Source organism: Flavobacterium sp., assembly GCF_036759525.1.
Classification (GTDB): Bacteria; Bacteroidota; Bacteroidia; order Flavobacteriales; family Flavobacteriaceae; genus Flavobacterium.
This window is the reverse complement of sequence record NZ_DAIOUN010000014.1, coordinates 57,469-71,867: the sequence shown is the minus strand read 5'-3', so window position 1 is coordinate 71,867 and position 14,399 is coordinate 57,469. Positions and strand designations below refer to the sequence as shown.

At 32.0% G+C, this 14,399-nt stretch carries 16 protein-coding genes; 5 read left to right on the top strand and 11 right to left on the bottom strand.

Features of this window, described 5'->3' with window-relative positions; translation table 11 throughout:
* Nucleotides 1–217: 217 nt before the first annotated feature.
* Complete coding sequence (locus tag V7M80_RS10270) at nt 218–910, bottom strand: DUF4294 domain-containing protein (RefSeq protein ID WP_333695890.1); 693 nt, start codon at nt 908–910, stop codon at nt 218–220.
* Between the two features lie 88 nt (nt 911–998).
* Between V7M80_RS10270 and V7M80_RS10265 the strand changes: the two genes are divergently transcribed.
* Nucleotides 999–2,087 carry a M42 family metallopeptidase gene (locus tag V7M80_RS10265; protein WP_333695888.1) on the top strand — a complete coding sequence of 363 codons (1,089 nt, stop codon included), beginning with the start codon at nt 999–1,001 and terminating at the stop codon, nt 2,085–2,087.
* A gap of 5 nt (nt 2,088–2,092) precedes the next feature.
* On the top strand, nt 2,093–3,289 hold the full coding sequence (locus V7M80_RS10260) for an LETM1-related biofilm-associated protein (protein ID WP_333695886.1): 1,197 nt from the start codon (nt 2,093–2,095) through the stop codon (nt 3,287–3,289).
* Between the two features lie 67 nt (nt 3,290–3,356).
* Here V7M80_RS10260 and can read toward each other — a convergent pair whose 3' ends face one another.
* The 4 genes from can to V7M80_RS10240 form a co-directional block, all read right to left on the bottom strand.
* Nucleotides 3,357–3,992 (bottom strand): carbonate dehydratase, encoded by a 636-nt coding sequence (can, locus tag V7M80_RS10255; protein ID WP_333695884.1) that lies wholly within the window; start codon nt 3,990–3,992, stop codon nt 3,357–3,359.
* A 52-nt stretch (nt 3,993–4,044) separates the two neighbouring features.
* Nucleotides 4,045–5,652, bottom strand: coding sequence for a SulP family inorganic anion transporter (locus tag V7M80_RS10250; RefSeq protein ID WP_333695882.1), 1,608 nt, complete (start codon nt 5,650–5,652; stop codon nt 4,045–4,047).
* Between the two features lie 73 nt (nt 5,653–5,725).
* Nucleotides 5,726–6,010 carry a hypothetical protein gene (locus tag V7M80_RS10245; RefSeq protein ID WP_333695880.1) on the bottom strand — a complete coding sequence of 95 codons (285 nt, stop codon included), beginning with the start codon at nt 6,008–6,010 and terminating at the stop codon, nt 5,726–5,728.
* Nucleotides 6,011–6,075: 65 nt separating this feature from the next.
* Nucleotides 6,076–6,555: a Dps family protein gene (locus tag V7M80_RS10240; RefSeq protein ID WP_333695878.1), complete on the bottom strand. Its 480-nt coding sequence runs from the start codon at nt 6,553–6,555 to the stop codon at nt 6,076–6,078.
* A gap of 105 nt (nt 6,556–6,660) precedes the next feature.
* On the opposite strand from V7M80_RS10240, the gene V7M80_RS10235 reads away from it, so the two are divergent.
* Nucleotides 6,661–7,605, top strand: a complete 945-nt coding sequence (locus tag V7M80_RS10235) for a LysR substrate-binding domain-containing protein (RefSeq protein WP_333695876.1) — start codon at nt 6,661–6,663, stop codon at nt 7,603–7,605.
* A 224-nt stretch (nt 7,606–7,829) separates the two neighbouring features.
* A complete protein-coding gene (locus tag V7M80_RS10230; RefSeq protein WP_333695874.1) occupies nt 7,830–9,365 on the top strand; it encodes a T9SS type A sorting domain-containing protein in 1,536 nt (511 codons plus the stop codon).
* Nucleotides 9,366–9,407: 42 nt separating this feature from the next.
* Here V7M80_RS10230 and V7M80_RS10225 read toward each other — a convergent pair whose 3' ends face one another.
* From V7M80_RS10225 to V7M80_RS10200, 6 genes are all read right to left on the bottom strand, one after another.
* Nucleotides 9,408–9,605: a hypothetical protein gene (locus tag V7M80_RS10225; RefSeq protein WP_333695872.1), complete on the bottom strand. Its 198-nt coding sequence runs from the start codon at nt 9,603–9,605 to the stop codon at nt 9,408–9,410.
* A 102-nt stretch (nt 9,606–9,707) separates the two neighbouring features.
* Nucleotides 9,708–10,499 (bottom strand): TIGR00266 family protein, encoded by a 792-nt coding sequence (locus V7M80_RS10220; protein WP_442902348.1) that lies wholly within the window; start codon nt 10,497–10,499, stop codon nt 9,708–9,710.
* A gap of 17 nt (nt 10,500–10,516) precedes the next feature.
* The gene (locus tag V7M80_RS10215) at nt 10,517–11,269 is read right to left on the bottom strand and encodes a hypothetical protein (RefSeq protein WP_333695871.1); all 753 of its coding nucleotides are present in this window, start codon (nt 11,267–11,269) and stop codon (nt 10,517–10,519) included.
* 44 nt (nt 11,270–11,313) lie between these two features.
* Nucleotides 11,314–11,973, bottom strand: a complete 660-nt coding sequence (gene mnmD / locus V7M80_RS10210) for a tRNA (5-methylaminomethyl-2-thiouridine)(34)-methyltransferase MnmD (RefSeq protein ID WP_333695870.1) — start codon at nt 11,971–11,973, stop codon at nt 11,314–11,316.
* Complete coding sequence (locus V7M80_RS10205; RefSeq protein ID WP_333695868.1) at nt 11,970–12,419, bottom strand: hypothetical protein; 450 nt, start codon at nt 12,417–12,419, stop codon at nt 11,970–11,972. Before V7M80_RS10205 ends, mnmD begins: the two co-directional genes overlap by 4 nt.
* On the bottom strand, nt 12,419–12,910 hold the full coding sequence (locus V7M80_RS10200) for a DUF4920 domain-containing protein (protein ID WP_333695866.1): 492 nt from the start codon (nt 12,908–12,910) through the stop codon (nt 12,419–12,421). Before V7M80_RS10200 ends, V7M80_RS10205 begins: the two co-directional genes overlap by 1 nt.
* Before the next feature lie 297 nt (nt 12,911–13,207).
* On the opposite strand from V7M80_RS10200, the gene V7M80_RS10195 reads away from it, so the two are divergent.
* Nucleotides 13,208–14,275 carry a branched-chain amino acid aminotransferase gene (locus tag V7M80_RS10195; protein WP_333695865.1) on the top strand — a complete coding sequence of 356 codons (1,068 nt, stop codon included), beginning with the start codon at nt 13,208–13,210 and terminating at the stop codon, nt 14,273–14,275.
* The last annotated feature ends 124 nt before the right edge of the window (nt 14,276–14,399 follow it).

Below are 14,399 nucleotides of genomic sequence, written 5' to 3'. Positions count from 1 at the left end.
TTGCCTTTTTTTTAATGCTCTGGTTATGAGTGACAAATAAGTCAAAGTTTTTTTGGGGTTATAGTTAATTAGTATACTTAATTTATAACAAAGTAACCTTCTGTAAAAAAAATATCAGAAATGAATATCAACAGATAAAGAAGTTAAGAATATTTAAATTTGGAAATTTGTCTTATATAATTCAATACACTCCTATAGTAATCAATAACTAATATTATCAATTTGAGTTTCTTTTTTCTTTTGCCGCTTCCATTTTTTCTTTCCATAATTGAGAAAGTGCCGAATAATCAATGGCTTTTGCAGGAGTTTGGGGTTGCAATCTTCCTTCTTTGAAGGCTTTGAGTAAAATACTTTCAATTAAAAAGTCTTCTGTTACCGTAAAAGGATCGTATTCTGTTTTTAAATCTATATCGAATACTTTGGCCGTATTGTTTGACCAAAAAGCTTTCCAACCACTTTTTAAATCTTTAATTAAAGTGTAAGTTGTTTTACCAGTTTGTCGATTTATCAACTTTACTAGTATTTGACCTTGTTTACGTGAAAGTTTTTTTAATTGCCCTTCAAATTCATTTTCTAAATAATTCTCAACAATTTTGAAATACTTTTTCTTTTCCTTTTCGGTTTTAAACTTTCCCATATTCGCATTAAGCTTGGTGAGATTGTCAGCTGCGGCTTTTGCAAAAGGATAAACTTTAATCACTCTTTGTTGGAGCAAAAGGAATTTTTTACGGTCTTCGTCAATTTTATTTGTTTTTTTTCCGGTTACGACAACTTCATCTAAATCTAAAGACGTTCTAAGAATTGAATCGTTACCTATAAGATAATATATGACAACAGAATCTTTTTTTGTCTCCTGAGCCCTAACAAAAGATGAAAGTGTTACAAATAGAAAAAAAATGAATCGCTTCATGTTAAAAATTTACTGTTCAAAAATAGTCATTTATTGACATAACTATGAAATTGAATTTATATTTTAGCAGAAAATTGAAAAATATAGTATGGCCACAAAATCAATATTAAACAAGAAGTCTATTTCCTTTTTAGAAAAGTATTTAAATAATGCATCTCCAACAGGTTATGAGTTTTCAGGACAAAAAATTTGGATGGAATATTTAAAACCTTATGTTGACACTTTTATAACGGATACTTATGGAACTGCGGTAGGAGTTATAAACCCAGAGGCTGATTATAAAGTTGTGATTGAAGGTCATTCGGATGAAATTTCCTGGTATGTAAATTACATTACCGATTCGGGATTACTTTATGTCATTCGCAATGGCGGTTCTGATCATCAGATTGCACCCTCAAAGCGTGTACACATACACACGAAAAATGGAATTGTGCCGGGAGTGTTTGGATGGCCTGCAATACATACGCGAAACCGAGGGAAAGAAGAAAATGCAAGAATTGATAATTTGTTTATCGATTTGGGTTGTTCAACTAAAGAGGAAGTTGAAGCCTTGGGAGTTCATGTTGGATGCGTTATAACCTATCCGGATGAATTTATGATTTTAAATAAAAATAAATTTGTGTGTAGAGCGATAGATAATAGAATGGGAGGATTTATGATTGCAGAAGTTGCAAGACTTCTTCATGAAAATAAGAAAAAACTACCTTTTGGATTGTATATTACCAATTCGGTTCAGGAAGAAGTTGGCTTACGAGGAGCCGAAATGATTACTAAAACTATAAAACCAAATGTTGCTATTGTAACTGATGTTTGTCATGATACCACAACTCCCATGATTGACAAGAAAATTGAAGGAGAAACACAAATTGGGAAAGGTCCGGTTATAACATATGCCCCTGCGGTTCAAAATAATCTTAGAGAATTGATTATAAAAACAGCCGAAAATGAAAAAATACCTTTCCAAAGATTAGCTTCGTCACGTGTTACAGGAACAGATACAGACGCATTTGCTTACAGTAATGGCGGTGTAGCATCTGCATTGATATCTTTACCATTACGATATATGCATACTACAGTAGAGATGGTTCACCAAGACGATGTTGAACACGTTATACAATTGATATATCACACTTTGCTTTCGATAGAAAACAATGAAACTTTTTCGTATTTTAAATAATTGAAATGATAAATCCCTCTGTCTTTGGTTGGTTTGATAAATACATTTCAGAATTAGAGTTAAGTGCACAATCTACTCCAATTCTTAGTGAACGTTATTATTCCGATTTAAGAAATACCGGATTTATTTACGGTCATGTTATAGCTGTAGGAAATCTGAATGCAAATGACTTTAAGAATTGGACTTCTGAGGAAGTTTCAAAAATTGCTTTGCTTAACGCTTTATGGGAAAATTACAAATTGAATGAAATTCAACCTCATAAAAATGATTTTAGTTTGCGATTACATCACTTTTACAACCATATTCATCCGCAAGGTTTTTCATTTTTAAAAAAAATACTTCCCAATGAATCTATTTCAAATCAAATTGAAAAAATTATTGATCACAGAGTACAGACCAATAAAAATATAGTCAGTAAAAATTTTTCTCATATTGTTACCAATGCTTTACTGTATATTGATGTTTTAGCGTTTCAGCACTATTGCATTCACAAATCGCTTTCTACACAATATACCCGAAAACTTGAGGAAGTAATTGTAAGTGTAGTTTCATTGGCTTTATCTGCAAAATCCGATACGTCACAGTATGATGAATTATTGATAAAATTATTTGAAACCTCTGTACGCTACACCAAATTTGATGGAAAAAAAATTTCAGATTTACATGAGCTTGATTTATCGGTATTAGAACACGAGTTTGAAAAATTGTATGTGATAGACTTGGCCGCAATGGCAATTTGGAATGATCGAAAACTTGACAAAAGTGAAAGTGACTTTGTATTTAATTTAGGATTGCAATTGAAATTAAAAAATTTCGAGATCTTAGAGAGTTTGACAGCTTTGGATACCTTCATTCAAAAGTACAAATCCTCAATTCCCTACTTTAATTATTCCAATCCGATAAAACATTTTTACGATCAAACCACACAAACAGTAGTAAAGTTAATCAACCGAAATAAAAAGCGACTTGTAAAAGAAATTAGTGAAAGTAAAGAACTTTTGATTTTATTGGCTCACTCTACGCAGAGAGAACTTGACAAAAGTGAAAAAAAGAGAATGAAAAAGCAGTTATTGGATATCTGTAAAACCATACCTTCTTTAACCATATTTCTTCTTCCCGGTGGAAGTTTATTACTCCCAATTTTAATTAAATTTATTCCTCAGATATTACCCTCTTCTTTTAATGAAAATCTTGAAGATTAAAGATTTTTAAATAAAAATGCCCTAAAAAGTTAGCTACTAATTAGGGCATTTTAAAATCTATATCTTGTTAGAATCTAAGTTGGTAAACTTCATCCAATTCATCATTGTTTTTAAAATTCACACCCAAATCGGTTACATAACCCGAGTTCAATCCATAAACCCAACCGTGAATGGTTAAATCTTGTCCAGCTTTCCAAGCCGATTGCACAATTGAGGTTTTGGCTAAATCGTAAACTTGTTCTTTCACATTGAGCTCTACAAATTTGTTAAAACGATCGTCTTCATTTTCAATGGCATCTAATTCAGCTTGATTAAATCTATATACATCTTTTATATGCCTAATCCAGTTGTCAATAACACCAATGGAACTGTTTCCCATTGCTGCTTTAACACCACCACATCCATAATGACCGCAAACTATTATATGTTTTACCTTTAAAGCATTTACAGCATAATCCAAAACACTCAGCATATTCATATCAGAATGTACCACCATATTGGCAATATTACGATGAACAAATACTTCTCCGGGAGCCGCACCAATAATTTCATTAGCAGGCACTCTACTGTCAGAACAACCAATCCACAATAAAGGTGGGTTTTGACCTTTGGAAAGGTCTTTAAAGAATTCCGGGTCTAATTGTAACTTTGATTCAACCCATTTTTTATTGTTCTCAATAATTTTTTTATAAAACTCACTCATATTCTTGTTGTTTTTTCAAGTATCGAAACTTGAAGGATTATTAATTTATTTTTTAATTTTTGGAATGTTTCAAGAAGACATGTTTTTCGGTTTCACCCGAATTATCTAAATCATATGCTTTTTTAAAACCTATTAAATCAACTGTAATGTTTTCTTCTACGGACTTTATCTCTTTGAATTCTCTTATTAAATCTAAAACATCATGAGCAATATAAACCGTATCTGAAGCATTAATAATTACTTTTGAATTTTCGGGTATTGCACCTAAAGTTGATTTTATTGCAGCTTTGTTTAAAAAAGAAACTTCTTGTGCTAAATCGATTTGAATGACATCACCGTCTGTATATTCTTCTTTCCTGAAAGAATAGGCTCTTTTGTAATTTCCTATCAAAACAAATAAAATACTAATTAGCATTCCTATTCCCACTCCCCATAGCAAATCTAAGAAAACTACAGCAAGTACAGTTGCAATAAAAGGAATATATTGGTATTTACCTTTGGCAATAAAATGCATAAAATGCGATGGTTTTGCTAGTCTATAGCCAATTAATAACAAAATAGCAGCTAAAGTAGCTAGTGGTATTTTATTTAAAAACGAGGCAATGGTTAATACGCTTATTAAAAGAAGAAACCCATGAATAATTGTAGAAGCTTTGGTTCGGGCACCAGCATTTGCATTGGCCGAAGATCTAACTACGACTGAGGTCATGGGAAGTCCACCAATGAGACCGCTCAATAAATTTCCGATTCCTTGAGCTTTCAATTCTACGTTAGTGTCTGTATATCTTTTATAAGTATCCATGCGGTCTGCTGCTTCAATACATAACAAAGTTTCTATTGAAGCCACAACGGCAATAGTTGCTGCAGTTAGCCACATTTTAGAATTACTCAAGGTACTTGTAGAAAAATCGGGTAAAACAAAAATGGCTTTAAATTCGTCAAAAGAAGACGGTGTAGGTAACGAAACCAAATGGTCTTTGGAAACTTGAAGTGAACTGCCGGTTCTTATAAAAATTTCATTAAGCACAATCCCTGAAAATACAGCAATTAAAGCAGCAGGAACCAATTTAATTTTTTTTAGAAAAGGAATTTTATCCCAAACAATTAAAATAGTCAAAGCTACTATTGTAATAATTATAGAACCGTAATTAATGTAGTTGAACCCTTCTATTAAAGTCTCAATAACAGTTGACCCACTTTTTTCAATAAAAGCGGTATCGCCTTCGGTTACTTTGTCATAACCTACGGCATGAGGAATTTGTTTCATGAAAATAATAATTCCAATACCAGCCAACATTCCCTCGATAACGTTGGTTGGAAAATAATTAGAAATGCTACCGGCTTTTATAAAACCTAAAAGCAATTGAAATAAACCGGCAACAATTACAGCGGTTAGAAAAACATTGTAGGCTCCTAAATCGGTTATAGCAGATAATACTATTGCCGTAAGACCAGCAGCAGGACCGGTTACACTAATGTGTGATTTACTCATAAAACCCACCACAATACCTCCGATAATTCCGGAAATTATACCGGAAAATAAAGGAGCACCGGAAGCCAGTGCAATACCCAAACAGAGGGGAAGTGCAACTAAAAAAACCACCAAACCTGATGCGAAATCAGATTTGAGGTGTGCCAAAATATCAATTTTTTTTGTCATCGACCAGAAATAAAATAATAAATAAGTGTGTCCCTTTTAAATTAAAAAGGACAAAATTTCTAAAAAAAACTTATTATACTTCTGGTGGGGGAGAAAAAATCTCGTCTAATATAGAATCGTATTGAACTTGATTTTTAAAGATTATATTTTTATTTTTTTTTGGTATAAATTGAAAGGAAAGAACCAACTTAGTTGACTTGAGAGCTTCTTTGATAGAAATGTTTTTATGAGACTCTTCTTCTTCTGACATGCTAAAAACCAAAGACATATCTGAGTCATCATTAAAACACCCCATAATTGTGGGCATTGCAATGAATGATAAAAACAAAAAAAGCACTACAGAAACCGTAATTCTCATAAGACCAAAAATACAATTTTCAAAATGTGAAACTAGTAATCGGTGCTAATTTAATGAAAATTTAACTATATTTCTTCTTCCAACCACGCTTTCATCATCCAGATTGTTTTTTCTTGCTCTTTTATGAAATCACTCATCATAGAATTTGTTCCTTCATCTAAAGCTTCATCAGATTGTTTTAAAATTACGCGTTCTATTTTTAACAATTGGGTTAATGAATTGACAATCAAATTGACAGCATCTACATCTTTTGAAATATCTTTACCTACAAACAATTTGTTATTTTTAATATAATCTTCAAATGTATGAAGAGGCCGTCCACCCAGAGTCAGAATTCGCTCGGCTATTAAATCAATTTTAAGTTGACTGTCATTATATAGTTCTTCAAACTTTATGTGTAAATCAAAAAATCGTTTTCCTCTGATATTCCAATGCAAACCCCTTAGATTTTGATAATATACTTGAAAATTAGCCAACAATATGTTTAATTCAGCTGCTAAGATTTCTGCTTTTTTCAACTCTAAACCCAAACTATTGGTTTTCATGATTTCATTCATTTAAAATTACTACATAAATGTACAAAAAAAAGAGGCTGAAACTTGATAAGAAAAATTGATAGTATTTATATTTGCATAATAATTTATTATAAAATGACAATTACTCAACTTCAGTATGTACTAGCAGTAGCCGAACACAAAAATTTTACTTTGGCAGCAGAAAAATGTTTTGTTACCCAACCTACATTAAGTATGCAAATTCAAAAAATTGAGGATGAACTTGGCATACAAATTTTTGATCGATCTAAAAAACCGATTCAACTTACCGAAATTGGTCAAAAAATTGTAAATCAATCCAAAAATATTGTGAATGAAGCCAATAGAATTCAGGATATTGTAGATCAACAAAAAGGATTCATAGGAGGAGAATTCAGATTGGGAATTATCCCAACGGTTATGCCTACATTACTTCCTATGTTTTTAAATAATTTCATTAAAAAATATCCCAAAGTAAACTTAATTATAGAAGAGCTGAACACGGATGAAATAATTCTCAAATTGAAGAATGGGCATTTGGATGCCGCCATTGCAGCTACTCCTTTGGAAGAAGAAAAAATCAAAGAAATTGTCCTTTTTTACGAACCTTTTGTAGCTTACATACCCGAAAGTCATTCGGTTTTTGAAAAAAATGAAATTGAAATTTCCGATTTGAATTTGGATGAAATTCTTTTGCTTCAAGATGGACATTGTTTTAGAGATGGCATTTTAAATTTATGCAAAAATAATGCTCAAAACTCTGATAAATTTAATTTTCATATCGAAAGTGGTAGTTTTGAAACCTTAATCAAATTGGCAGATGAAGGTTTGGGGACAACCCTACTTCCCTACTTACACACCTTGGATTTAAAGGAAAAAGACAAACTAAAACTGAGACCTTTTAAAGATCCAAAACCTGCTCGTGAAGTAAGTTTAATTTATCCCAAAAATGAATTGAAGATTCATATAATAGAAGCATTGCGAAATGTTATTTCGGGAGTGGTAAGAGGTGCAATTACTTTTCAGGATGTACAAATTGTGAGTCCGTTACAAAAGAAATAACCCTCAATCATGCGTTACTAAATTGATTATACCTAATAAGGGTATAACTAAAACACATAAAATGAATATTTGTTTTCATACAAAATCAAATTTTCAATTATAATCTGCTTTTATTGTGGGTAATAAGTTAGTTTTGCATCGCAAATAATTCGTATTTAGAAATTTAAACTCGTTTATTTCTTTGGAAATAAAAAATACAATTTAAAACCCTTTCACAAAATCTAATGATAAAAAAATATGTCATTTTATTGACTTTTTCAATATTGAATATGTTTCTGCTAAACGCTCAACAGCTCCAACTAGACCCTACCTATGGGGTTAACGGTATTAATACTGCCAATGTTGATTTGACTGTAACCTACAAATATCCTGATAATAAAATAATTGCTGTTACAAAACCCACTGTGAGTTATCCCTCATTATTGCCTACCATCAAAATATATAAATATACCGAAAACGGTACAATTGACACCTCTTTTGGAACCAATGGGATAGCCAATTATACGGCCACTTCTTTTAGAGATCGATTTGACATGTATGGAGTTACCGTTCAACCGGATGGTAAAATTCTAACCTATGGTCAAACCTATCAAGTAGGCTCTACAACTTATCTGTATAATTTCTTTATTTGCCGATTTAATGAAAATGGTACAACCGATACTTCTTTTGGGACTAATGGCATAATTAAATATTCTTTGAATACTTTCAATCAAAAGAAAGAACGGTTTCTAGATGCAGTTGTTGACGAAAACAACAAAATTATAGCCGTGGGTTATACCGAAACCGATGGGTTCTTAGATTCGAATGCCGTTGCCATGCGTTTCTTACCCGATGGAACGGTTGATACCTCTTTTGGAACTGATGGTGTTTTTCAATTTGCACCAAATACGTATGATTATTTCAATAAAATTTATCTCGTAGAGCCTTCTACCTATATCATTGTTGGCGGTACCAATGTTACCACCACAGATAGAGATGTATATGTACTTAAAATTACCGAAAATGGAACGTTTCACGAAAATTTTGGAACCAATGGGACTTTAACCCTTAATTTTAGTGCCGGATTGGATTACCTATACAAAATATTCTTTCAACCCGATCAAAGTATGTTAGCTGTGGGTACTTCTGTAGGTAGTGTAGCTTTTGCAAAAATACATGCAAATGGTACCTTGGATACCCATTTTAGTGGAGATGGAATGAATACAACCTATGTACCGGTACCCAATCATTATCCTTTAACCGGAGAACACATTGAACTTTTACCGGATGGAAAATTCATTCTAGCATCTACCTGTAAACGAAATGATGACTCTACCAACAATTATGATTACGGCATAGCAAGATTAAATGCCAATACAACATTGGATACGAGTTTTATGAATAATGGGGTTTTTGTAGATGTGGTTACGGGTACAAATGAGTATGCAAGAGGAATTTATGTACAACAAGACGGAAAAGTGATAGTATTAGTTAATGGTAGAATTTACAGGTATGTAAATTTTAGTACGCTTAATATTGCAGAGGTAAATGCTAGCACTGACATCTATTTACATCCAAATCCCGCAAAAGATAATTTTACAATAATTTCAAAAGAGGCAATACAAGACATTGAAATTTATAGCAATGATGGAAAACTCATTCAAAGAAATGTAAATGTATCTGACAATACTATCGCTATTTCACATTTAAAAAGTGGTTTGTATTTTGTAAAAATTAAAAATTACAAAAGCATTAAAACACTAAAACTGATAAAACACTAAAGATTAAAAACAAAAAAAGGAGCTATTTAGGCTCCTTTAGTTTTATAAATTAACATTAATCAAACAGATTTTTAATTCGGGCTTTTCTTTGGTAAAGTTTAACAACCAATCTTTGAGTTGTTCTATCTCGTAAGGCAATAATTGTTTCATTGCTTTTGCGAGTTCTTTACTAAAAAGTTTGGGATCAAAACTTACGCTTTCTAAGATTTTCTTAGTGTAAGCAAACATCGGTCTTGTCATACTTCAGTTTTTTTAAGTAGAATTTGGTTTAAAAGAACGTTTTGTAAATTTATAAAAAAAAGAAATAGATACTACATTTTTAACAGCTCTATTAGCTAAAATTTAACGGTTATCACCGTCTAAAAGATTACCTAGACCCCCTAAAATACTTCCTTCCCCTTTTTGTTTTCCTCCACCTTGTGGAGCAGCAGCCCATATTCTACCCGCTAATCGGCTAAATGGTAACGATTGAATATAAACCGTTCCGGGGCCTTTTAGGGTAGCAAAAAAGAGTCCCTCGCCGCCAAAAATAGTGTTTCGGATTCCTCCTACTAATTGCACATCATAATCTACATTTTGAGTAAAACCTACCACACAACCTGTATCTACTTTTATCATTTCACCGGGTTGTAAATCTATTTTGGCCATAGTACCTCCGGCATGAATAAAAGCCATTCCTCTTCCTTCCAACTTTTGCATGATAAAGCCTTCACCTCCAAACAAACCACGACCTAATTTTCTGGAAAACTCAACCCCTATTTTTACACCTTGATTGGCACACAAAAAGGCATCTTTTTGGCAAATAAACTTTCCGCCTATTTCATCTAAGTTAATAGGTAAAATTTTTCCCGGATAAGGAGAGGCAAATGAAATCTTTCTTTGATTAGGATATTTATTTTCAAACAAGGTCATAAACAAACTTTCACCAGTAAGCCATCTTTTTCCGGCAGAAAAAAGTTTATTCATAATTCCACCTGCATCGCTTCCATCACCAAAAACGGTTTTCATTTGAATACCGTCTTGCATCATCATAAAACCACCTGCCTCGGCAACTACAGCTTCAGAAGAACTCAAATTGATTTCTACATATTGCATTTCTTCACCGTAAATGGTGTAATCTGTGACTTTGTACATGTTTATAATTTTAAATTTTAATAAATTATTTCCAATAAAATAATTCTTCTGATAAAATAATCATTTAAATCAGCTTTGTCATAAATTAATCCTGAAGCTAAACTGCTAGCATTAAGAAATCCTTTACTTTCTTTGATTCTTTGAAAATTTTTAAAGACAGCACCTCTGTTTTGTAAATCAAATATAGCCCTATTGTATTTACCTAAAGCATTACTTTCGTAATGGACTAAACCTTTCGAAATAATTTCATCATCTGAAAACTTTTCAAAATCAATAAATCCTGTACAATGATTTTCAGTTATATAATCATATTCTACTTTATCCGATTGATTGAAACTTTTGTATCGTTTTATTAATTTTGGATATTCTTTATCACAATTTAGTTTTATCAATACTTTACCCTCTTTGGTAAAATTTGTAATATCACTGTTTTTATCTCTAGCAATCCAAACAGAATCGGGCTTTAAATAAATTTCGGAGTATAAATCACTTTCTGAAAAAAGTGAATCCATTTTTTTATGATTTGGATATTCATTTAATGAATTTCCTTTTTTTACATCAACTAAAAAATTATAATATGCTGTATCAAGACTTTGATTATTGTAATGAACTTTCAAATAATTTTGTTCAAAATCTTCCAAAAGTAAATTTATTGTAGCTACATTTTTCTCACCTAACTCTCTCTCAAATTTTTCAATATCAGCATCATTATTCTTAAATTTACAAGAATAGAATAAGACTAAAACGAATAAACAAATTATACTTTTCATATCCTGATTTTGATAAAAATTTAGCCGACAACCAATAATCTTCCTTACTTCCACCCTCTTAACATCTCTCTTTTACCCGGAGGTCCGGCTAATTTTTCAATTTGAAAACCAGCTTCTAACATAGCTCTTTTGATGGGGCCACGGCAAGCATAGGTTACTAAAATCCCACCCTTTTTTAAAGCTTCGAACATTTTGATAAAAATCTCTACACTCCATAATTCTGGCTGAACCCGATATCCAAATGCATCAAAATAGATAATATCAAATTGATTCGTATCGTTTATTTCTTGAAACATTTGTTTTCGTTTTATTAGTCTGAAATGATCTGAAATCGTTACACTTTCCTCCCAATTGGAATAATGCATTTTTGAAAAAAATTCAGAAAAGTTATTAGCATTCAATTGATTAGAGTAATTCATTTGAATAACTTCCTCAGATGAAATAGGATAGGCTTCAACTCCAACATAATCTATAAACTGTTTGTTTTTATGACTTTCCAAAAGGGTTATTAAAGCATTTAAACCGGTCCCGAAACCCATTTCTAAAACAGAAACGGATTGTCCTTTGCAAAGTGACAATCCGTTTTTAATAAAAACATGTTGAGCTTCTTGTATGGCTCCGTGTTTGGAGTGATAACTTTCCTCCCATTCCGGTAAATGAATAGAAGTTGAACCATCAGAAGTGATTATAATTTCTCTTTTCAATTCAATTGCAGCTTTTTAATTCGAGGAATGGGTCCGGAACATTTAACTTCATGACAGGAAATACATGCTTGAATTGCTTTCGCATAATGCTCTTTTGCCTTTTCCGGTTCTTTGTAAATCATTTCTTGAGCCTTCAAAAAAACCTGTGCATTTTCTTTAAAAAAAGTATCATTTTCAGATGGGTCGGTCATTACTGCTTCATGAATTTTAGCAAAATGAGCTGGAAATTCTCCAACCGGCTCCCCTTTTTCTAAACGTTCTTTTAACCGTTGGTTGTCTACATACATTTGCTCCATAAGCATTGCCATTTCTGAAAACTCATACATCTCAAATTTTTTCTTTTCAGAAGTAGATGTAGAATCTACTTGGTTTTCATCAACTTTGGCCTTTTTTTCACAACCTATGAAAAACAAAGTTGAACTCAAGAATAAAATATAATTTCTCATTATTCTTTGATTAAAACGCCGTTTGATAAAAACGAATACGAAATTTTAGGCTCTGTTATCGAATCGATAGCCGCTTGTGATTTTCCGGCATCTTTGGCATAGTGTTTCAATTCTTCTACCGTTTCAACAGAAACAAATGCTTTTCCGTTCACGATAGCTTCACTACCCGCTGCATTTAACGGCATAAAAAATCCATAATCTTTAAAGCGAACAAAGGTATTTTTGTCTTCAGCTAAACTCATGTTCATCCAACACCCTTTCTTTTGGCAAACCTCTTTAATTTCGGAACGAAATTTAACCTCAATTGTATCTCCTTCTTTCAAAGTTTCAAATTTGGCTAATAATTCTTCCTTGGAAATTGCACCATCCGACGATATAGAATCTCCAAAAACCGTAAACTTTTCTTCTACAACAATCTCCGACTTAAGATTTTCATTCTTACAAGAAACCAAACTAACCATTGCTATAACAGCAAAAACTATTTTTTTCATATGTTTATTTTCATTTAGGTATTGTGCAAAAGTAGAACTTTAATCTATTTTTTGAATAAAAAATATACAAAAAAAGAGCGTTTACTGTGAATTGTGTAACAATTTATAATGAGATTAAAGAAATTTAAAAAAGTCTATCGAATTTGTCACAAAATTGAAAAATAGCTTCAATATTGCCCTTTTTTTTCTATTTTAGCCAAATCTAAATTTTTAGTAAAACATTCTTCTTTTATAAAAACATAAATAGCTGATTACTAAATATTTAAAATTGTTTTAGATTAATTTAATACCCTTTTAATGAGTTCCAATACTACAAACGAAATCGATATAGTTCCTGTTTCTAAGTCAAAAATTGATACGGTTGATTTTGAAAATCTGACATTTGGTAATGTATTTACAGATCACATGCTCGTTTGTGATTTTAAAGATGGGAAATGGCAAAAACCAATAATTAAAGCCTATGAACCTTTTTTAATTGATCCTTCGGCTAAAGTTTTTCATTACGGTCAAGCAATTTTTGAAGGAATGAAAGCCTATAAAGACGAAACCGATTCTATATGGTTATTTCGCCCGGATGAAAACTTCAAACGATTTAATGATTCTGCCAAAAGATTGGCCATGCCTGAGATAACTGAAGATATTTTTATAGAAGGGTTAAAAGAAATTTTGCGTTTAGATAAAGATTGGGTAAAAAAAGGTAAAGGCAATACGCTTTATTTAAGACCTTTTATGATAGCTATTGGGTCAGGTGTTATTGCACAACCCTCCACTCAATATCGATTTATGATTATAATGTCACCGGCACGTTCCTATTATTCCGGTGAAGTAAAAGTAATAATTGCAGAACATTACAGTAGAGCTGCTAATGGTGGAATAGGTGCAGCTAAAGCAGCCGGTAATTATTCGGCTCAATTCTATCCTACAAAATTGGCCAATGAAAAGGGATTTCAGCAAATAATTTGGACAGACGATGCCACACATACCAAACTGGAAGAAGCCGGAACCATGAATGTTTTTTTCAGAATTGGAGATACTTTGTTTACGGCACCAACCGGAGAACGAATTTTGGATGGTGTTACCCGAAAAAGTTTAATTGATTTGGCTCGAACTATAGGTATCCAAGTTGAAGTTCGTTCGGTATTGGTATCAGAATTAGTGGAAGCCGCAAAAAATGGAACTTTAAAAGAAATTTTTGGAGCGGGTACGGCAGCAGTTGTAAATCCGATTGTTGGTTTTTCTTATCAAAATGAATACTACGAACTACCCAAAATTGAGGATTCTTATGCTTTGCGTTTGAAAGAAAAATTAACAAATATCCAATACAAAATAGACGAAGATACTTTTGGATGGACTGTTAAAGTTTAAATCATTAAAAAGAGTTGCTGATTAACAGCAACCCTTTTTATTTTAAAATAGTTTCAAAATCCGGTTTAAAATAATTAGGCCCTTTCATTACCTTACCGTCTTCTCTATAAATAGGCTTTCCGTC